Annotated in this window: 27 protein-coding genes; 6 read left to right on the top strand and 21 right to left on the bottom strand. The window is 62.9% G+C overall.

Features of this window, described 5'->3' with window-relative positions:
* Position 1: 1 nt before the first annotated feature.
* The 3 genes from CFE35_RS15545 to CFE35_RS15535 all read right to left on the bottom strand — a co-directional run bounded on the left by CFE35_RS15545 (position 2) and on the right by CFE35_RS15535 (position 3,403).
* Positions 2-2,392 carry a type IV secretion system DNA-binding domain-containing protein gene (locus tag CFE35_RS15545; RefSeq protein WP_292931863.1) on the bottom strand — a complete coding sequence of 797 codons (2,391 nt, stop codon included), beginning with the start codon at positions 2,390-2,392 and terminating at the stop codon, positions 2-4.
* A gap of 37 nt (positions 2,393-2,429) precedes the next feature.
* Positions 2,430-2,720, bottom strand: coding sequence for a hypothetical protein (locus CFE35_RS15540; RefSeq protein ID WP_292931862.1), 291 nt, complete (start codon positions 2,718-2,720; stop codon positions 2,430-2,432).
* A gap of 479 nt (positions 2,721-3,199) precedes the next feature.
* Complete coding sequence (locus CFE35_RS15535; RefSeq protein ID WP_292931861.1) at positions 3,200-3,403, bottom strand: hypothetical protein; 204 nt, start codon at positions 3,401-3,403, stop codon at positions 3,200-3,202.
* A 210-nt stretch (positions 3,404-3,613) separates the two neighbouring features.
* On the opposite strand from CFE35_RS15535, the gene CFE35_RS15530 reads away from it, so the two are divergent.
* Complete coding sequence (locus CFE35_RS15530) at positions 3,614-3,784, top strand: hypothetical protein (protein ID WP_292931859.1); 171 nt, start codon at positions 3,614-3,616, stop codon at positions 3,782-3,784.
* A gap of 123 nt (positions 3,785-3,907) precedes the next feature.
* On the opposite strand, the gene CFE35_RS15525 is transcribed toward CFE35_RS15530, so the two are convergent.
* The 5 genes from CFE35_RS15525 to CFE35_RS15505 all read right to left on the bottom strand — a co-directional run bounded on the left by CFE35_RS15525 (position 3,908) and on the right by CFE35_RS15505 (position 7,793).
* Positions 3,908-4,867, bottom strand: a complete 960-nt coding sequence (locus tag CFE35_RS15525) for a DUF2493 domain-containing protein (RefSeq protein ID WP_292932025.1) — start codon at positions 4,865-4,867, stop codon at positions 3,908-3,910.
* A 519-nt stretch (positions 4,868-5,386) separates the two neighbouring features.
* Positions 5,387-6,244, bottom strand: coding sequence for a hypothetical protein (locus tag CFE35_RS15520; protein ID WP_292931857.1), 858 nt, complete (start codon positions 6,242-6,244; stop codon positions 5,387-5,389).
* Positions 6,245-6,344: 100 nt separating this feature from the next.
* A complete protein-coding gene (locus CFE35_RS15515) occupies positions 6,345-6,674 on the bottom strand; it encodes a hypothetical protein (RefSeq protein WP_067614824.1) in 330 nt (109 codons plus the stop codon).
* A gap of 66 nt (positions 6,675-6,740) precedes the next feature.
* Positions 6,741-7,070 carry a single-stranded DNA-binding protein gene (locus CFE35_RS15510; RefSeq protein ID WP_292931855.1) on the bottom strand — a complete coding sequence of 110 codons (330 nt, stop codon included), beginning with the start codon at positions 7,068-7,070 and terminating at the stop codon, positions 6,741-6,743.
* A 540-nt stretch (positions 7,071-7,610) separates the two neighbouring features.
* Positions 7,611-7,793, bottom strand: a complete 183-nt coding sequence (locus CFE35_RS15505; RefSeq protein ID WP_292931853.1) for a hypothetical protein — start codon at positions 7,791-7,793, stop codon at positions 7,611-7,613.
* Between the two features lie 225 nt (positions 7,794-8,018).
* Here CFE35_RS15505 and CFE35_RS15500 point away from each other — a divergent pair, with 225 nt between their 5' ends.
* Complete coding sequence (locus CFE35_RS15500) at positions 8,019-8,237, top strand: helix-turn-helix transcriptional regulator (protein ID WP_292931851.1); 219 nt, start codon at positions 8,019-8,021, stop codon at positions 8,235-8,237.
* 97 nt (positions 8,238-8,334) lie between these two features.
* Here CFE35_RS15500 and CFE35_RS15495 read toward each other — a convergent pair whose 3' ends face one another.
* The 4 genes from CFE35_RS15495 to CFE35_RS15480 form a co-directional block, all read right to left on the bottom strand.
* Positions 8,335-8,787: a DUF736 domain-containing protein gene (locus CFE35_RS15495; RefSeq protein ID WP_292931849.1), complete on the bottom strand. Its 453-nt coding sequence runs from the start codon at positions 8,785-8,787 to the stop codon at positions 8,335-8,337.
* A gap of 191 nt (positions 8,788-8,978) precedes the next feature.
* Positions 8,979-9,359 carry a DUF736 domain-containing protein gene (locus CFE35_RS15490; RefSeq protein WP_292931848.1) on the bottom strand — a complete coding sequence of 127 codons (381 nt, stop codon included), beginning with the start codon at positions 9,357-9,359 and terminating at the stop codon, positions 8,979-8,981.
* Positions 9,360-9,506: 147 nt separating this feature from the next.
* The gene (locus CFE35_RS15485) at positions 9,507-10,463 is read right to left on the bottom strand and encodes a hypothetical protein (RefSeq protein ID WP_292931847.1); all 957 of its coding nucleotides are present in this window, start codon (positions 10,461-10,463) and stop codon (positions 9,507-9,509) included.
* Between the two features lie 62 nt (positions 10,464-10,525).
* Complete coding sequence (locus CFE35_RS15480) at positions 10,526-11,356, bottom strand: hypothetical protein (RefSeq protein ID WP_292931845.1); 831 nt, start codon at positions 11,354-11,356, stop codon at positions 10,526-10,528.
* A 126-nt stretch (positions 11,357-11,482) separates the two neighbouring features.
* On the opposite strand from CFE35_RS15480, the gene CFE35_RS15475 reads away from it, so the two are divergent.
* Complete coding sequence (locus CFE35_RS15475; RefSeq protein WP_292931843.1) at positions 11,483-11,725, top strand: AbrB/MazE/SpoVT family DNA-binding domain-containing protein; 243 nt, start codon at positions 11,483-11,485, stop codon at positions 11,723-11,725.
* The gene (locus CFE35_RS15470) at positions 11,722-12,111 is read left to right on the top strand and encodes a type II toxin-antitoxin system VapC family toxin (RefSeq protein WP_292931841.1); all 390 of its coding nucleotides are present in this window, start codon (positions 11,722-11,724) and stop codon (positions 12,109-12,111) included. The genes CFE35_RS15475 and CFE35_RS15470 overlap by 4 nt, the downstream gene beginning before the upstream one ends.
* A gap of 3 nt (positions 12,112-12,114) precedes the next feature.
* On the opposite strand, the gene CFE35_RS15465 is transcribed toward CFE35_RS15470, so the two are convergent.
* The 9 genes from CFE35_RS15465 to CFE35_RS15425 form a co-directional block, all read right to left on the bottom strand.
* Complete coding sequence (locus CFE35_RS15465; RefSeq protein ID WP_067614815.1) at positions 12,115-12,402, bottom strand: hypothetical protein; 288 nt, start codon at positions 12,400-12,402, stop codon at positions 12,115-12,117.
* A complete protein-coding gene (locus CFE35_RS15460; protein WP_292931835.1) occupies positions 12,402-12,779 on the bottom strand; it encodes a DUF3768 domain-containing protein in 378 nt (125 codons plus the stop codon). Before CFE35_RS15460 ends, CFE35_RS15465 begins: the two co-directional genes overlap by 1 nt.
* Before the next feature lie 23 nt (positions 12,780-12,802).
* On the bottom strand, positions 12,803-13,153 hold the full coding sequence (locus tag CFE35_RS15455; protein WP_292931834.1) for a hypothetical protein: 351 nt from the start codon (positions 13,151-13,153) through the stop codon (positions 12,803-12,805).
* Positions 13,154-13,228: 75 nt separating this feature from the next.
* A complete protein-coding gene (locus CFE35_RS15450) occupies positions 13,229-13,468 on the bottom strand; it encodes a hypothetical protein (RefSeq protein ID WP_292931833.1) in 240 nt (79 codons plus the stop codon).
* Positions 13,469-13,480: 12 nt separating this feature from the next.
* On the bottom strand, positions 13,481-13,873 hold the full coding sequence (locus CFE35_RS15445; RefSeq protein WP_292931832.1) for a hypothetical protein: 393 nt from the start codon (positions 13,871-13,873) through the stop codon (positions 13,481-13,483).
* Positions 13,870-14,565 (bottom strand): hypothetical protein, encoded by a 696-nt coding sequence (locus tag CFE35_RS15440; protein WP_292931830.1) that lies wholly within the window; start codon positions 14,563-14,565, stop codon positions 13,870-13,872. The genes CFE35_RS15445 and CFE35_RS15440 overlap by 4 nt, the downstream gene beginning before the upstream one ends.
* Positions 14,566-14,579: 14 nt before the next feature.
* Positions 14,580-14,963: a hypothetical protein gene (locus tag CFE35_RS15435; RefSeq protein ID WP_292931829.1), complete on the bottom strand. Its 384-nt coding sequence runs from the start codon at positions 14,961-14,963 to the stop codon at positions 14,580-14,582.
* A gap of 42 nt (positions 14,964-15,005) precedes the next feature.
* Positions 15,006-15,908: a zincin-like metallopeptidase domain-containing protein gene (locus tag CFE35_RS15430; protein WP_292931827.1), complete on the bottom strand. Its 903-nt coding sequence runs from the start codon at positions 15,906-15,908 to the stop codon at positions 15,006-15,008.
* Between the two features lie 130 nt (positions 15,909-16,038).
* Positions 16,039-18,078 carry a ParB/RepB/Spo0J family partition protein gene (locus CFE35_RS15425; protein WP_292931825.1) on the bottom strand — a complete coding sequence of 680 codons (2,040 nt, stop codon included), beginning with the start codon at positions 18,076-18,078 and terminating at the stop codon, positions 16,039-16,041.
* Positions 18,079-18,233: 155 nt separating this feature from the next.
* Here CFE35_RS15425 and CFE35_RS15420 point away from each other — a divergent pair, with 155 nt between their 5' ends.
* A complete protein-coding gene (locus tag CFE35_RS15420) occupies positions 18,234-18,788 on the top strand; it encodes a hypothetical protein (RefSeq protein ID WP_292931823.1) in 555 nt (184 codons plus the stop codon).
* A complete protein-coding gene (locus CFE35_RS15415) occupies positions 18,757-18,939 on the top strand; it encodes a hypothetical protein (RefSeq protein ID WP_292931822.1) in 183 nt (60 codons plus the stop codon). The genes CFE35_RS15420 and CFE35_RS15415 overlap by 32 nt, the downstream gene beginning before the upstream one ends.
* Position 18,940 lies beyond the last annotated feature (1 nt).

The raw sequence follows: 18,940 nt of genomic DNA, 5'->3' as shown, positions 1-18,940 counted from the left end.
TCTACATTCCCATATCCATGTCGTCATCGAGACCGGGAGGCGCCTGCGGATCCTCGTGGCCCACCGACTGGCGGTGATGGGAAGCACGCTCAGCGGGGTCGACGTAGGCCTGCCCGGTCCGTTCCTCGATCGTGATCTGTTGCTCGCGCCGACCCGAACCCTGCGACGCATTTTTCGATGCCGGGCCGGTTTGCCGGTCGTCCTGGCTTTTGGTGCTATCGCGACCGTCTCGCGCGCCACCTCCGCGGCTTTGACGCAGGCTGTTTTTCCATGCGCTGTCTGCGGGCTTGGCGTTAGGTGCCTCATCGTCGTTTCGTAGGGATGCCGTTCCCTCGGCGCGTGAATCAATTTGCTGCGCGGCGGCGCTGATCGCTTGCGTGTCTATGGATGCGGCGGCGCTAAACTCGAAAGCGCGTTGCGCGGCGGCTTGCCCATCGACTGGGGCTACGTGCGCTTCGTCAAGGGACGTGGTGACAGGAGCCGGTCCGCCATCGCCGCCATCTTCATCCAGATCGTCTTGCCGAGCGACATAGGCCGCGATCTGCATTTCGGACTTGCGCTGGAAGGGCTCGGCGATGGCGGGATAGTCGGTCCATTCGAGCTTGATCCGCGCGGCCGGGAACCCTTCGGGGAACTTCACGAAACCGTGGAGCGAGGGCAGATCCATGATGTCGTTGGCGATCACGAGCGGTTTGATGTCGGTTCGCGGGGTGATGGTGGCTGCATCACGCGACCGGCTCGCTCCGATCGAATAGGCCTCGTCGGTCTCGCGCAGCTCGTGAGAGCCGATGACATCCGAACAGAATTCGGCGGTGGTCTTGTCCGCAGTAGCCAGCATCAGCTTGGTGCGGGCCAGCGAGGCAAGGTTGACTGCCCCTTCCTTGCCATAGGTTTCCGAGAGTTTGTCGAAGCTGTGCATGCCAAGGACGAAGGCACCGCCAAAGCCGCGCGCGGTTTGAAGGCCATGCTCAATTGCCGGCAAACGGTGCAACGCATGGACTTCGTCGAAGAGAAACCACATGCGCAAGTTCCGGGTACGCGGCATTCCCATCAGCGAATTGACCGCAAGGTCCATCCATAAGGTCAGCAGTGCCCGGTTGAGGGTGAGGTCGCCGTGGGTCGAAGTGATGAAAAGGATCGAGCCTGGCGGAGTATCGCCTTGCACCCAGCGTCGGATCGAGAAGGATGGCGGGCCGCCCGGCACCGGATCGGGCAGGAAACGGATCGCCTGTGCATTGGTGTTGAACACCGCGCGGATCGATTCTGCCATGCGCGCCGCCTCCACGGCCGTTAGCGGACTGGCGATGGTATTGGCGAGCCGGCGATGCACTTCCTTGAGATCGGCTTCCATCAGGTGGTGGGCGATCGCGCCATTCGAGGTCTCGCCGCTCGCCGCCAGCTTGATGCACATTTCGACAAACAGCGTGCGCGCCGCCATCGCCCAGAAGGGTTCGGCGTTGGCCCCATCGCTTGGGACGAGCGCGGTGGCGGCTGAGATATAGTCGGCGTAGTTCTGGCAATCGTTGAAGATGGTCCAAGGCGGGCAGCGCTTGTCCATCGGGTTGAGGATATGATCGGTCTCCGGGCGATAGAAGGCCTCGACGAAGGCGCCGGTAAGATCGAAAATGACGCAGCGCTGGCCCCGCTCCCGTGCCTCGACAACGATGTTGCGCAGCTGCGTGGTCTTGCCCGAGCCGGTGGTGCCGATCAGCATCGCGTGGGTTTGTTCAAGTCGCCAGGGATAGGGGACGCCGGCGATCGTGTAGGGGACATGGATGCCCAGAGCCGTCCGTGCCGGTATGGGCAATGCCGCTACCGAGGCTGGATCCAGATCGGGATGCGACGCTGCAAGTTCTGTCCTGAATTCAGCGTCATTATGCGCGGAGATTTCTTCGGTCAGAACGTCGCTCGGCACCATCATGGCCCCGCGCTCATGGCGCTCCTTGAGAATGTCGGTGCCGATCTGCTGGGACAGCTTGACGAACCAGGTCGCAAGCGGGCTCGTGAGGACGCCGGCGGCACCCAGCGCGACGACAATGCATCGCAGGAACTTGGTCCAGGCCCAGGCGACATCGGGGTAGTCCGGCACATCGCCGATCGCCATGGGGACCAGAGTATTGTCGGTCAGAGTGAGGTTGACCATGTGGCTTGGGTCGAGATCGACAAGGCTCCAGAAGCCCGCGAAGACCCGCATCTCGACCAGTTGCACTTCGTGCTCGCGCATCAGGAACGCGAGGAGGAGAATGAGGAACAGGGTGAAGCTCGCAAGCGCGGCGATGATCGGCCATCGCAGGCCCTCCATCATCATCATGTAGCGCAAGCGAATGAGCTGCGAGCCTCGGGTGAATGCCCCAACGTTGCGCACGACCTCGCCGCGCGCGGACTGGTGCACGACCGCGACCGGCCGGCGGTCGAAGCGGATATCATCCTTACGCGGCATGGTAGGTCTTCGCGTGTTCTACGGCGAGGTCTAGCAGCCGATCTGAATCGTCGGGAGCGAGCTTGGTGACCAAGGTGTCGAGCGCGAGGCTGGTGAACTCAAGGATCGTCAGCAGCCGGCCGAAGTCGATACCGTGGCCGTGCTCGGCGAACGGCAATGCGACGTCGATGAGCTGGCGCACGACGTCCGTCGGCGGGAGGCCGCGCCGCTCGGCCAAGGCCTTGATCCGGTCGAACTGGATAGGGGTTACGCTGAGACCGGTTTGTATGAAACGCGCCATGCTGCTTCCTTGCGGCAGGCAGCTTGGTCCGGTTATCGCGAGTTCAATTTAGCCGATCAGTTCAGCAAGGACAAGTCTCCGGGACACTCCAATCTACATGGCGATTTGCGAAATCTCGGCGCCAAAACTGCGAGATTTCGGGCTTTTTCCGACGCCATACAGTTCCATGTATGACCCCGGCCATCGCAGCACGATCGATACATGACGCTGTATTCGGAAATTTGGCGATACATAGGGATGTATTTTGCACTAACCGGCTGAAACAGCTAAATAATATTGGGATAGAATCCATCTACACTTTTCGGCCCTCCCGCGTAGGGTGTGCTGCGTCAATAGGAACTCAGGTCGGTCTCGATTGATGCCGGGGGCTCAGCGCCCGCATGTTGGAAACGGGGTGACGCGAGTGCCCAGGCCCGCCGTGAGGCGGTGCCCACGGGTGCGATTCCGCCCGCCGATTTGCCACGATCGCGAGGGGCCATTTATGCGCCTTTGGGCGTGACCCAGATCTCGACCGGCGCGATGAACTTGCCAGGCGCGGGCTTGCCGACGTAGACCCGGTCGGCGGTGACCATCTCGCCGGTGGCCAGATGAAACGTCACCCAAGGCTTGGGCATGCGCTGGAAGGTCATCTTCTGGATAGGCTGGCCGGTGGCTGAATTCATAATCGTTGCGATGATGCTCATCGGCCGCCCATAGGCACCGGCGACGATGCCATTCAACACCGCTGGGTTGGCTCTCCACGGAAACGGACGGATGGAGCGGTGCCCCCGTAACGTGGAATCGACGACTCCCAAGTGATCCGGTAATATCCTCGTCGGCCGATACATCGGAGGTCGAACGGTGTCGGCGGAACCATTGTTTCCGGGAGACACACGGTGCGGGAAAAGACATCCATGCCAAGCCCGCTGGAGATTGCGCGGGCGCTGGCGAGCGTGCTCGAGGCCAAGCTCGCCGATCCTTCGGCAGAGCGGATCGAGCTCTCACGCGAGGAGGCGGCTTTGTGCCTGGGCGTGATCAACGGCGTTGCTGAAAACCTGACTGCCGGGACGGGAAACGGCTCCTGATACAAGCCGCATCGCGGCAGGTGCGCGGCATGGGGTGGGCTTGCCCCGCCTCTACGCCGCGTACCTCCTGCCATCGGAAAAAGAGATGGAGGACGCCGCCGAAGCGGCGCCCTCCATCTAGGGTCAGGCAGCGACGCGCTGGTGGCGCAGGCCAAAGGCGTGGTGGGGCACGTTGGCTTCACGCACGCGAGTGAGCAGGTTCGCCTGGATGCCGGAGCCTTCGCAGACCATGGCGTGCACAGGCTTCAGGTTCATCAATTGCTCGTTGCGCAGAAAGCCCGCGCGCTTGCCCAGCGCCCGGTTGAGGGTGAAGCGGACAGTCTTGACACCGCGTGCCGCTGCCCAGGCGTGAGCGATCTGGTCGCAGCCCTTGTGTTGGGCGGTAGTCGCCAGGATCATATTGGGAATGCGGGCATGAGTTTCGTCGAGCGCATCCCAGAGCAGTTCGTGGTCGTGCCAGTCGGTGCCACCGGAGAAGATCACCACCGGCCCGGTCGGCGCGTGATCCTCGCGGCGCTTGGCAGAGCGGGCGGCGAGGAAGTCGCGGGCATCAATCTGGCTGGCGGTCAGGCCCGATGAGACCCGGCTGCCCCTGACGGTCGAGAACGGGCGTCCGGTTTCAACGCGGTAGATCTCGCCAGCGTAGTCACGCATGGCTTCCATCGCCTCGCGGCAGTCCATCAGGGTCTGGCAGATGCGCTGGGTCTCTTCGAGTTCGACGGCGTAGATTTCCGAAGGGTCGAAGGCGCGGGCCATGTCGCCAAGCTTCTTGCTGGCTTCATCCTCGCGCTTCTCAATGCGCTGCGCGGTGACGTGAAAGCTGTTGACGAAGCCCCAGACGATGTCCTGGGCGAATTCCTCCATGCGGGTGCTGCGCAAGAGATCGAAGATGGTGCCGATCGCCATCTCCATCGCCCCGCGCGCGGCCTGCGCATCGGGCATGTCGGTAGCCATGGGTTCTTCGTGGACCGAGAGTTGAGCCATCGAGCCCTGCTCGGCGAATGCTGTGTCAAAGCCAGGGGTTTCGATCTGCTCGCGGTAGAAAGCGGAGAGAGCTTCAAAGCTGGCGAATGCTTGCGTCATGGTGGCCTCCAGAAGGTTCTTGTTCGTCATCTTCGTGATGACGGGAGGTCGGGGGGCGAACCGGACCAGCTTGTCAGGGACGTTGCCCGGGAAGCTGGCTGCGGCGGAGCATCGCGCCAAAAAGTGGGAACCGGTTTTTGGCATCAGCGATGCGACCACAAAGCGCAGCCAGACCCCGGTTGACGCCGCGAAGCGGGGCGTGGGGGAGCCGATTTTGTGGTGGGCTGGCCCGCCGCAAAATTGGGGGAACCGCGCATCCTTGATCAAGCGCCAGGCCGGTTTGCCAAACTTGGACTACGAGAGAGTGTGTTGTTGGTTATGAGGAAAATGCTACGGTGCCCCCGGGCACCCCGCGCCAGTCGATCGTGACCCGATAGGGCCGAGACCCGACAAGGGGCTCGGTGGAGCCCGCTCGCGGGCGGAATAGAGCGCGGTGACCGCCTCGGCGGGCAGGTGCCTCGGCCCGATAGTGTTGGTCCAAATGGAGGCCTCCTACGCTCCAGTATGCGATCAAAAAAATCACATCATTCCGTAAGAAGTAGTTGGCTGGTGAATTGTCAGGGATGCAGTCATCCGTACATTTGGGCCCAGATCCTCAGCCATCACCCGGGTCAAATCGATCTCGTTCTCACGGAATGACAAACCATCATGCTTGCTGCATTCATCAGAATGCCGAGTAGCGGTGAGTTGACTGAGGCGACGCAGCGCCGGGCCAATTGGAATTTCGGCCGAAACCGAAGGCATAAGTTCAACGGGTTGATTGCCTAGTGCGTTAATCAGCTTGGCGGCCGCATGATCGATACGGAGGAGATTGTGCGCAAGTTCATGTCCGATGCGGACTAAACCCAGACCGGCCAATTGCCCCTTATGAACTTTGTCGTCGCGGACCAATGCATCGCCGCCTGCGAACACCTGAACAAGAACCCTTGCCCCGCGACGTTCACTGGTGGTTGAGACGGCCCAAAGAAATTGCAATTGGGCACCTGCATGCTTGCAGCGATTGCACAGGTTTGCGGTGAAATCCCGCATCCGCTTTGCTGACGTGCGAAATTCACTGAGAGATTGACGTTCCTCTTTCGACGCCGCCCTCACGCGGTTTGGCAACAGGTTCGCATAGCAGTCAAAAATCTCTGTGGCATCGTAAACAACGCGCCGGAAAGCTTCGATTAGAGCAATACCATCAGGCTGAGCGTTCGCTTCCACTGCCGCCAACTCATCGACAAATTCGGTGAGCAATATATTGAACGCGCGCCAACGTGCTGGAATGATTTGAAGCAGATGGGCGCCTTGCTCATCGGAAAGATCAACAGCACGCCCAGAGCAAGCAGTGATAAAAGGCAGCTCAGGATTGCCCGATGGCGATAGCGGAATCAGCATCAACAGGATTTAGCACGGCGCCCCCCTATCCGGGAGTATAAGTCTTGCTCGCAAGGCTTTGAAAGGGTGGGCTCCTTCAGGCGCCCACCCAAACTGGCGTTCAATGCACCGCCACCACGTCGATGAGCAGGCCATCCAGGCTGTCGATCCCGCGCTCGCTGGCAATCAGGCTCCAGGCGGCGACCAGGTCGTCGAAATATTCCGCATCGACGAGGGTTTCGGCGCGGGCTTCGCCGAACTGGCTTTCTTCCCAGGCGAGGCTGTGCGCGGCGTCGGTGGAAGAGGCGATGGCATTGCCGAGATGCGCGGCGATATCGTAATCGGTGAGATGAGCCGATTGCGCCCGGATGCGGGCGACCATGGCGGGGTTGGTGACGGTGATGCCGTTGGTGATGCAGGCGACGTCATCGAAGTTCGAAAAGTGCAACATGGGCCGTGCTCCTGAAGGGTGCTTGACAACCTTGGGGGGCGGCCCATCCGGGCCGCCCGTCAGGGGTCAGAGGAACTCGATCTCGTCGGCGACGATGTCGGTGTTGTAGAAGGTGCGGCCATCCTTCTCGTTCTTGGTGTAGCGGATCTCCCCGGTGACCAGCAGCTTGTCGCCCTTCTTCTTGTGGTTGGCGATCGACTTGGCCAAACCGTTGAAGGCCTTGATGGTGTGGAACTGGTCGTAGGTTTCGGGATAGCCATCCTCACCCTTGACCACCTGGCCGTCCTTGATGACCGGGCGCGAGGTGACGAGAGAGAAGCTGACCCCGCCCTTGGCATCGGTGCCGAAGCGGGCGATGTCGGAGGTGATGCGGCCCGAGAGGAAAACCTTGTTCATGGGAAGTCTCCAGATCTTACCGGCGAGCCTTTCCCGCCGGGATGAACTGAAGCGCAGCCCGTGATTGAGGGGGCGCGGCACCGGAGCGAAGCGGAGGGGAACCTCCATTTTTCGAGTGGTGCGGGCGCCGGCCTGAAAGGTCGGTAACTCGGTCGACAAATGGGGGTTGCCGCGCCCCCGCGCGGGCGTAGTGTTCATCCCTTCTCTGGCGGGATGGATTGCCGGTCGGGTCGCCCGGAGATGCCAACAAGGGTCAGGCCCCCTCGGGTCGCCCACGCGCTCACTGCGTCACCTGTTCCGATACCAAGGGTTTGTTGTTCGGGGTTCTCGGACCCGGGGCGGGTCAGACGGCGCCAGACCGGGGTCCGGAGCATGGCTCTGCACCCGAGATCTGCGACCAACTCATGAACAAGGGCCGCCTGCGGCCAAGCTGATCGCCGACCAGAGTGGCAAGGTGAATTGGTCGCCGGATCGGTCCGGCCACTGGACGACGGTTTGGCCGAACCATGCTGCCACAATCAGCGTGCCGGCTATCGCAGTTCAGCCCCTGACGGCGGTCTGATTGTTAATCGGATCGTCGGGGTCGAGGCATTGCAACGCATGCTCGATGTGTACGGCGGCCAGGAGTTCCCCGGCTTCCTTAAGCCGCGCGTTCAGCACGGCAAGCGACTGGGTAGCGGCCAGTCTTTCCGATGGTGTGAGCGGTCTTTGAGGCTCAGACATAGGAGGCAACCTTTGGCGGATTCGGTGAGAATATACGGCATATTGCACTAACATTACGAAGGTTCATTAAATGCCCCTTGGTGGGTTAACGCACTGTAGCCTGTAATCGTTCGTCGATCCGACAACCGGCACCACGGCACAGTGGTGCCCAAGTCGTTGGATGGAATGTTGCTTACATATTATAGTTGATAAACTCAAAGTATGTAACGGTCGATCGTCCCGCGCATGGACATGCGTAAACTGGTTGGCCGGAATTTCGCGCGCCTGCGTCGAGACCAAGGTCTGACTCAGGAGCAGGTCGAGGAGCGTTCGGGCTTCAGTCAGCAATATCTGAGCGGCCTCGAACGTGGCCGACGGAACCCGACGATCATCACGCTCTATGAACTGGCGCGCGCCCTTGGCGTAAGCCATGTCGAACTGGTGCGGCCAGATACCGACGCCTGACGGCGCCCTGCTCCCCGAGCGCATCGAGCAAAATGAAAAAAGGCGACCCGTCGCAAGACGGGCCGCCCAGGCATCAAGCATTCGAAATTCGCGGCGATCAGGCCGCTTTGGCAAAGCCGGGTTCGACAGACGCGAACGGGGAAGCATCCTCGCCAAAGCCGGCATCGTGGCCCGCGTAGCCGTCGTTGGCCGCACCTGCGGTCACGCCATCGCCAAACATGCTGGCGACGCGGCGACGCGGCCGCGACCAGGCGACGTTGAGCGAACCGTCGTCCTGCGCGAACAGCGCGATCGAAAGCGGCGCCTCAAAGCTCGGATCGTCGATCTGGCCCTGGAGGAAGGTGCTGCCACCGTTGGTCGCGGTTTTCTCCCACAGGCCGCCGACGGCCAGGAACTGGCCACTCTGGCCCCGCACCATGACGTCGAACTTGGGGGCGGCGGGATTGCTGGACTGGACGGGACGCAGGCCCACGGTGAGATCGAGCGTGGCAGTCTGGATCTTGCCCAGATAGGCACCGGCGGCATTCTGCTTCAACTGACCGATATTCATGTCCTTAGTCTCCTCGGATGACGGCACCCTCTTGCTGCTCGGGCGCCGATGGGGTTCACACTGCTGTCTTCGGCGACTTCGCCTTCGACACTCATCCCCTTCCACCTCACGCTCCCCCGCCGCGGCAGGCCTGCCGCGAGACTGTCCTCGAAACCGTGTCGCCGAGGAACGTGCGAAAGGAAGGGCAAGCGTCAGGCCGCGCGTGGGAAATCCCGGTTATCGTTGGCGTGATCCGGGAAGGCCCCGCTCCGGCGGCGGCCCGGACGCGCCCAGGCAACGTTGTAGCTGCCATCATTCTGGCGGAAGGCGCTGATCGCCAGGGGATGCTTCATGGATGGATCGTCGATCCGTCCTTGCAGGAAGCATTTACCGGTAGCCTTCGAGGTTTGCTCCCACAGCGCGCCGATCTGGACAGTCGCACCAGCGGGATTGCGGGCGCAAAGCTCGAAGGCGGGTGCCTTGGGGCTCAGCGACGAAACCGGGCGCAGCGCGAAGCGCATGGCGACCGAAAGCGTAGCGATATTGCCGGTGAGGACGCCGTTGTCGGTGGCGCGAATAGTGCCGATATTCATGTGACGGAACTCCTTGATGGTGTGCACTGGCTCCGCAAATGCGGTTGCCGGGAGTGCGAAAGTGCAAGCTTTGGCCCACGCCCTCGCCACCACATCAGCTCCCCCTCTTCGCCCTTCCCGCATCAGCGGGATTGCAGCTGGGATCGCTCAATTGTGCACGCGCGCATGGTAATGGGGCGTGTGGAGGCAGCAGATGTTTTCGGGCGACCAGCGCAGGTGGCCGCCCGACAGGAATCGGCCCTCGCTTGGCACGACGGTGACAGCGCCCACCGCGGCAACGTCATGAAAGGTGCCGTTGATCGGATCGAGGGTGGCGACCCAGCAGGTCTCGCAAGTCACCGGCCGGTTCAGGTCGAGCCCGACAAGATCGGGGATCGGCACAACCGCGTAGAGACAGAAGAGGAACGAGGTTGAACAGGCGTTGTCGATCAGCTCGACCAGCTGTTCGGGCGCGACAATCGGCGCACGCCGGCGCCGTAGCCCCGGTGCCAGGCGCCTCCACGCCGCATGCCGGTTGCGCGCCAGTTGGCGAAATTGGGTCATCGTGTAGCCGAGACTGGCGAGCGCGAATTGCAGGTTGCGATCGATGACCAGTTCGCCGGCATCGGGCCACGGTCGGTGGGAGGTGATCAGGCTGTCATCGAGCCAGCGCTCGCAGGTGAAGCGAAATAGCAGTTCGCAGCGATCATGGCTGGCGAAGAGATCGGCGACGGAGCTGTCGTCGCGCGTGGATGCCGCCTCTTCCCAGCCTTCCCGGATCAGATCGAGGGCATCGTCGAGATCACTGCACTGCTGCGCTTCGGCCAGACCCTCGCGCAGCGGCCCGGAGACCTCGTGATACCAAGTGGTCCAGAATTCGGCCGGCGGGAACTCCGCCTCCATGGCATCCTCGATGGCGTCCCCGTCGTAATGGGCATCGATGATGCGCGCGGCGAGCGCGTTCAGGGACTTGAGCGACCAGCAATCGGACCGGTCGCGCCAGTAGCGCGTGTGCGGAAAGGCCTCCGCAAGATCGCCGAGCCAGCGTGAGCCGGCCTCGGTTGCAAGGAATTGCACGGCCGTAACGCCGTGAGCGGCGGCGGGAAGTGCGGGAACGTTGTACATGGGCCTTGGACCTCCAGAGTGAATGCGCCCCGCGCCTCCCCTCTCTCCTTTGGCCCGCTCGGTCAGCCGCGCGCGCTCGACATGGGCTTGGGCCGTACGATCTCGCCCCAGTCCGCATAGGGCAGCGGACAGGGATAGAGCGACGCAGAATCGCCCGCCGTGCGACGCCGCGCCACGGCGGTGCGCGCGGCCATGCGTCCCTCGATGTCGTTGTCGGGCAGCAGTACGAGTGCATCAGTGCCCGAGCCGAGGTCGAAGCCGGTAAAATTGCGCAGGCCAAAACAGGTACCCGCACCGCGACCGGTGATTTGCCAGAAGGCGCAGGCGGTTTCGAAGCCTTCGGCAATGAACAGGGTGGGTCCGGTCTGCCGAGATGGCCACGTCCCGCCTCGTGATGCACCGAGCATCATCCGTCCGGTCCGCTCGGCGGTATCAGGATCAAGGAGGAGCCGCTGGATCGCGATCAACGTATCGCCGCGAAACACCCCCACCAGCAATGCCGGATGAAAGCGGACCGCACGCCCTTTGCCCACGGGGCATTGATCCAGGAAGCGGACATCGGGCGGCAGAAAATCAATCCCGCGCTGATCGCGCAGGTAGCGCTCGGCAAGTGTGCCGGCGATGGGCCCGGACCGGTTCCAAAGCCGGCGGAACGGCGTGTCGTGGGCGCGCGGTGGCCGTGGCACGGCGACGGAACGCGGGAGCGGCACGCCCATAACCTCGCGGATCGCCCGCATCACTTGCGCGCCGTCGCAGCCGGCAAAGCAATGGACGAGGATGGTCTCGCGCCCCTGGCGGATCGAAAGACTGGGCTCGTGATCCAGATGGGCCGGGCAACGAACCATGGCATAGCCCCCGTGCCAACGCCCACCGAGCTGCTGGACAAGCGCCAAAGTGCTGGGGGTCGGAACGTACTCCAAGATGAAGCCTCCGTGGCAAATCTGAGAATTCGTGACACGATTCAATATTTGTGGCAAATGATCGCCATTGCGCCACACGGGGTGCGTTGGAGTCCAGCCATGAACCAACAGGTCAGCATCACGCCCAACGGCCGGATGAGTCTGCCCGCCGAGATCCGCAAGCGGCTCGGCGTTGCCGGCGGCGGCACTCTGGTGGTCGAGGCAACCCCCGACGGCGTGATCTTGCGCACGGTCGCGCAGTCGATCGCGCATGCGCAAGGACTGGCGCGCAAATATGGCGGGCAGCCGGCGGCTTCGGTCGACGCGTTCCTCGCCGCGCGCAAGGATGACAGCGGCGAATGAGCGAAGTCGTTCTCGACGCGTCGGCCCTGCTGGCACTGCTCCATGACGAACCCGGCGCCTCCAAGGTTGCCGATGTGCTGGCGGGCGGCCGCATTTGCGCGGTCAATCTGGCGGAAGTGGTGAGCCATTTCATCCACCTCGGCATGCCGGCCCATGAGGTCGATGCGATGCTCCATCCGCTGCCGATCAATGTGATCGCGGCTGATGATGGACTGGCCCGGATCGCGGGGCGCCTTCGCGGTGTCACGGCCTCGGCCGGACTGTCGCTTGGCGACCGCTTCTGCCTCGCGCTTGCGGAGCGCGATGGCTTGCCCGCGCTTACTGCCGACAAGCAGTGGCGGACATTCGCCGATGCGGTTGCCGCAAAGATCGTGGTGATCCGCTAGAACTCAATTCCGGCAGTGCCGACAGCCTGACCCGTCGCAGCAATCGGCCCAGGCACTGATGTGCAGGGCCGATCCGTCGCGAAAGCGGGCGGTGACCCCGACCGCGTATTCGGTTTCCGAGGCGGCCCGGTCGAGTTCGAACTGCCAGTCCCGCTCCAGCACATCCCAAACCTCGTAGACATTCACGAGATCGCTGAAATGCTCAGGGAATGAATAGACCGCAAGATCGGCGATGGTGACCGCGGCACCGAACCGTTCCGCCTTGCGATCGACCGCAAGGAACGCGCCCATCAGTAGTCCTCGGGCAGCAGGATCGTGATTACGCGCGTGGTCTGCGAAGCATCGGCCGGGTCCTCCGAGCCGAACTCCATGGCGGCATCGTAATAGTCGATCTTGAGCCAGACCTTGTGGCCCAGGAACTCGAGCGCCGCGAAATCGCGCTCGAGGCTGTCGTCCGAAAAGGTGCAATGGCGGAACGCCGCCATCAACTGCGCCTGCAACAGGATCGGCTCCTTGGGCGCGCCTTCGGCTTCGGCAAGCCGTTCGAGGCAATTGCGGGTAATGACCGTGCGCGCGGTGCGATCGAGGCCGAGACGTGCCCGGTCGTTGAGGCGGGCGATCTGTTCGAGACGCAGGACTGCGTCCGCTGGCGTGGCGGTGGCAAGCATGGTGGATCTCCGTGAGATGGAAGTCAGCCGACCCGCGTGAGCAGGTCGGAGACGGCAGGGTCGATGGCGAAGCCGAGCGCACTCGCCAGTTCGACAGCCGCCTCGATGTCAGCATCGGCAAGCGAGAACGATGCCGCAAAGGCGGCCAGAGTATCGTCGGGCTTGGGATTGATGCCGTGGAGCTGACCAGCGGTAGCCGTGACGGCAAATGGCCAGCAATTTGCGACGCCGACGATGCCCTCAGGCAGGATCAGCAGTGTATCGCCGCTGTCGATCCGCTCGTCGGTTTGGGTTGCATCATAGGCGTTACCCGTGCTTGCAAAGCCGTGATAGCGCCGAGCGAGAAAGGCGAAGCGTTCACTGTCAGTCAGCATGAGGTCGAGACCTTTGGCGCGAGCGGAATTGCTCGCCCTCCCGCTCCCGCTTTCCTCTCGATTGGCCGCGCGCAGTTACAGCGGGAAATCTTCAAGGCTGGTCACCAGCCCGTCGAAATCCTCATCTGGCCCGAGCACATCGGTCATGGTCAGGATCGTCTCGAAATCGACCCCGTGATCCAGGGCCAGGGTTTCCAGATAGCCGAACCGGTCGATTGCCCCGTCGGCCTGATAGCGATCAAGCGGGATGGTCCTCTCCCGGTTCAGGCGCTCGATCGTGGCGAGCGGAATGCCGCGTACTTCCAGGTTGGGCATGGCGGTGCTCCTTCAGGCGAGCGAAGATGCTCGCCCTCCCGATCCCGCTCCACTTCCGCCTCGAGCGGCGGAGATGGCACTGTGCAACTGATCGAATGCGGCTGATCTGGCCGCGTCGGGGCCATGTCGGACCGCAAGGACAGCTTCACCCGCCGAAAGCAGTCGCAAGGCCCCTTGCTGAATGCGCAGGTCCGCGCGCGCAGCATCGATGCGGGCGATCTCGATGGGATCGGTGATCGTGAATTCCTCGAGGGTGACATCGCCGCAGTCATTGCACCACTGGTTGTCGAATTCGCCGAGGAGGACGCTCTGCTGGAGGACGACATCCCAACCCGCGTTGGCGTCGTTGCCACAGCGGTCGCTGCCGCAATGCGGGCAGCGATAGGCGAGATAGCCCTCCATCACGCGATTTCTCCCAGCAGCGCGCCAAGCGGTGGGAGTTCGAGCCATCCGGGCGCAACGCTACCGGTGTAAGGAAGACGCACCGCTTCGGCCTCGCGCTGGGTGAAGACCGTGGCCGTCTTGAGCGGCCCGAAGCCTTCCGCGTTGTTCCAGAAAAGCAGGCCACAAGCCGGGTCTTTGATCACGGCGACCAGATGCTGACGATCGAGATCCTGACCAAGACTGTGCAGCGGAACAATGCGTTCGGCACTCACTTCGACAAAGCCACCGCCGAAGGAATCGACGCGCATCCGCGAACAGGTTTCCGCCCAGCCAAACCGGAACGGAAGTGCCGATGGCAGCAGGATGCGGAGCAGCCCCGCTAGGGCATAGGGATCGACACTATCGCCGCTGATGTCGAGGATCACGCCGCCTTTGTTCGCCGGATCAGGCGAGCAGGTGATCTCCGCGCCATGGCTCGGATAGGTCTCGTCACTGAACAGGGTGGTGAAGCGCTCGAAGGGCTGGCGGGGATCATTGGCGGGAAACAATTGCTGGAAGCGTTGGGAGCAGGATGCCCAGAATGCCAAGGCTTCCTCGGGATTTTCGAAGCCCGTCTGGATCGCGTCAATCACATCGTCGATCTCGGGCAGGATTTTGGCTTCCGCCGCATCGACCCTCAGCGCGAATGCGGTCTGGGTGTAGTAATCAGCCATGGTCGGCGTCCTCGTCAGGATGCAGTGGGGACGAAAGGTCCGCTCGCGCGAAGTTCGGCGAAAATTGCGCGCAGCGGCGCCTCTTGATCGAGCAGCGCATCGAGACAATCTGCCGCGCTATCGGCGAAGGTCGGATGATCGGGATCGCTCATGTCGAGGACGTGGACAACGTCCTCGATCAGGCGCAGCAGGGTCGGCGCACGCGCCATCACGTTTAGATTCGCAAGCGCTTCCTCGAAAGGCCGGGCGCCGCTTTGGCGCACCGTCGCGATGAAGGTGCGATCATGCTGGATGGGATCACCCGAAGTGATGTCTCCCACCCAGTCGAACGGCCAATCGGCAGTGCTGCGGCGCAAGGCGCCCGCCTGCCAATCGCCGGAGGTCGGTCTGCTGGTCATGGATTTCTCCGCAAAAAGGAAAATGCGCAAAGTGCGCCTTGCTCAGGCTGCCAATGGCAGCGGGTCGGCGGCAGCCTTGTGCGCGGCGTGAATCCAGTCGGCAGCGGCCTGCGCCTGTGCCGCTGCGGAGAAAATCGCCTTAGGATCGTGGCGCAATGCGCCGAGCCAACTCGCCAGGTAAGCAGCGTGATCGGGGCGCGGAGTATAGGCAAGGCCAAGGTCGGCCATGAGGTAGGATGCGCCGAGCTCGGCCACGAGCTCCTCGCGGGCGCGGATGCTGCGCTCCTTGTGATAGTCGCGCAGCGTCTCACGAGCTAACCTGTCCACATGTCCACTCGCGTGGGTGACCTCATGTGCGAGTGTGGACACCAGATCGAGATCATGGTCGAAAGCCTCGCGCGTCGGCATGAACACCTTGTCGATTTCCGGTCGGTAATGGGCGTCGTGGAGCCCGTATTCGACCCTGACGCCGATGCCTTCGAGAAAGGCCAGCGCCTCGGCCGTCGAGGTGCTGATCGGCGCCTGCTCCTTGATCAGCGTATCGTCGGCGCCATCGACCTGGTCGCGGTTGAAGACGACAAAGCTGCGCGCGAAAAAACGAGCGCGCCCCTCCCCGTCCGCCGAGGCAGTCTCGACAGCGTCCGCCCGCTCGATCTTCTTCCAGAGAATGACATGCGTGCCGACTTCACCCTTGCGGACCTGGGCACCGCCGGTTTTCCACTGCTGATAGGTAGCCCAGGTGCCGGAAGCATAACCGCAAGCATCGGCTGTGGCCCACAGGACAAGGCGGTTGATCCCGGAATAGCGCCGGCCAGCGACGCTGGTCGGGCGCATGACGGGTGCGCCGGCGTGATGCCAGGGCATCCGCCAATTGCCCGCTCCAGCTTCGATTGCCGCGACCAGTTGGGCCGTGACGGTGGCGTAAATGTCGTGACGCGGCTTCATGGGGGATTTGCTCCTCTTGATCCGAGCACTTGCTCGCAGGCTCCCCTCCCCCTCGGCTCTCACTCCGACGCAGGTCAGAGGTTGGGGGCCGGTCGATGAACCGGCCCCCGTCAGGCAAATGGATGTCGAATCAGGCTGCCTGGGCGTCGAAACCGTCCGGCTCGTTCTGATTGGCGGGGGCGATATCGGGAGGGCCGTCACGCCCCGACGCCTCGGAAGAATCGCCCGAATCCTCGATCCGATCCGAATGATCCGGGCCGGTCTCGGCAAATCCCATCACCGACGGCACCCAGGCCAGGGCGCGCGCCTTGACCACGGGCTCAACGATCGTGTCGCCAGAGCAAAGGCGCGCCGCCGCGCTGGCGAGCTCGCCCTTCTTGGCCGTCGCATAGCGGAGCGCCAGCTCGGGATCGAACTCGCCAAGAATGGAGAGGATCTGCGCCTTCTTGATCCGGTCAAAGAAGTTCTCCGCGCCGGGCCGCCAGTGCTGTGGGACGTCGATGCCGATATGGGCACCAAGCCGGGTCTGGAAGGCCGACGCGTGCTGACCACTCGCCAGACTGGCCTTGAGGCTCTGGCTGACGGCATAGGCGAGCCAGCAGGCCTTGGTATCGTCGTCGAGTGCGCGGAAGGCAATGAACGAGACGAAACTGTCCTCATCGCTGGCCCAATCGGCGGCTAGCGATGCGCGGACATTTTCCAATTCGGTGATGGCGATGGTTGCCGGGATGCCAGTCAGACCGGAGGGTTCGTTGCGGTCAGCAATGCGGATCGTGCAGCCGGTGTCCGAATAGCCGAAATGCCCGGCATGATCGCGCGCCAGGCTGAAGATCGCCAGATCGAGCGCCAGCGCCGGATCATGGGCGACGTGCAGCGCCAGCACGTCGCGGCGATCCTTGGCCAACTGCTCCTCGAGCGAACGGGGCAGCGTCGCCGAGCCGGTGGGTTCGTCGAGATCGGCATCGGAGCTTTCCTGCGTGCCACCGGGAGCCCCGGAACGGGGACGCTTTCCGGACTTTGTGGTGGTGTAGAAGTTTTCGAGGAGACGCGGGCGACCGTCCTTGCCGAGGACGAGGAAGGTGCCGACGTTGGGCTTGTCCTCCTCCGGAATGAGCCATTCAGTGTCCGACAATCGATCATGCTCGGCGTCGAGCGCGTGGTACTCAGCCTCGAGCGCTTCGAGACCATCAGGCTCATCAGCTGCGTCGAGTAGCTCGGCGAGTTCAGTCATGCGCTCGGAGATCTCGTCCATGCGGGCCAGCGCATCGGCGGTGGGTTCCGCGCGGCGCGGCCAGTAGGGATGCAGGTCTTTGGTGTCGTCATAGGTAACGTGGGTCGCGAGGCGCGGCGTCACCCAGGCGAGCCGGCTGCCGAGCGCCGCGATGTCTGCCTCGTGCGAAAGCTTCTTGGTGGCAAGATCCATGGCGAGATCCCCATCAAGCCACTGGCCCTCGCCCTCGCTCGCAAAGAGGTCGCGCTCGATCCGCCCGCCGCAGCTGGCATATTCAGCCTCGCCCAGGAAGCGGGCGATGGGATGATCGGCCGAGAGACTTTCCTCTGCAATCGCGCGGCGGATGGCCTGCGGATTGTCGGCCTGCCAGCTCGTCGACAGGCGCTCCCATGCTGCCACCTGCCGCTCACGGTCGCCGGTCGAGCCGTAGGCCTGTGCGACATCGAGCGTGATCTCGCCCGCAGCCAGCGCAGCGAAGATCGGCTCGGCCAAATCGGCAAGGCGCAGGCGGCCCTGCACATGGCGGAACGTCACGCCAAAGCGGCGTGCAACGGCTTCGGCATCGGCGCCGCTGTCCACGATCTCGCGATAGGCACGCGCTTCATCCGCCGGCGTCATGGCCTCGCGGATCAGGTTTTCCGCAAGGCTGATCTCGCGCGCGGCGACATCCTCGTTCTCGCAGAGGCGCACATCGATCGTGTAATCCTTGGGCAGCACTCCGCGTTCGATCAGCAGGCCGATCGCGCGCCAGCGGCGGCCACCGGCGTGGACATCGTAGAGGGTTTTCTTGCCCGCCGACGGGCTGACGATAAGCGGCTGTAACAGGCCGTGTTCGGCGATGCTGGCGGCCAGTGCTTCAAGCCCGGCGTCGCCATTGGCCTTGCGGACGTTGCTCTCGGAAAGACGCAGCTTGGCGTGCGTCAGGGTGGTGGACTGCATGATGGGGTCTCCCGCACTTGGGTCGAGAGGCCTGGATCATGGAGACGCTTTCGCCTCCAGGGGGCCTCGCCCCCATGGTTTCCCCTTTTCTCCAATCCAAGATTGACGCGACATTTCCATCGACAGGAGGCGCCAGATGCTTGAAGCAACCAATCATGACCCAGTGGAGACCACAATTTGAAGCAGCGCTTGAAAAGTTGGCCGAGATCAGTTCGGCTATGGATGAATTGGATCTGAAGCCGCCTATCCTTGTCGGCGGAGGTGCGGTCGAACTCTACACCCAAGGCGCGGTGAACACTGGTGACTTTGATCTGGTTTCTACGCAACAGGCTGCGCTCGAGACCATCATGATGAAACATGGCTTCATAAGGCCCAGTGGTCCGGGCGTTTCCACGCGGGGCTGGATTCATCCCGATCTCAAATTGGGCTTCGAGGTGGTCGGCAGCCGGTTGCTTGATGGCTATGCCGATACAAGCCTTCTTCAGATGATCGAAGTCGAAGCGCACGGCACAGTGGCCGTGATTTCCGTTGAGGATCTGATTGCCGACCGTATGGGCCAATACGCTTCTGGCGCGGCCCGGGACATGCTTGGACAGGCCAAAGCGCTATTCACCCTTTCTGAAGGCCTTGATCTCCATTATATGGAACGGCGAATTCGCGAAGAAACGGCGCAGACCTATGGCGTTCAAGACCTTGAAGACGACGCGTGAGGCCATCAGCCTCTCCACGCTTGGCAAGCGCATAGCCGAGCGTCGTATCGTCGTGGGCGCGGTTGATGTGCCCCGCAATGAGGGCAAGCGGCGCACGCCATCCAAGCAGACTCTCTTGGATGAGATCGCCAAGGCCGGCGGCCAGTGGTGAC

The sequence above is a fragment of the Novosphingobium sp. PASSN1 genome (assembly GCF_002278815.1).
The sequence above is the reverse complement of the archived record's forward strand: the minus strand, read 5'-3'. Positions and strand labels throughout refer to the sequence as shown.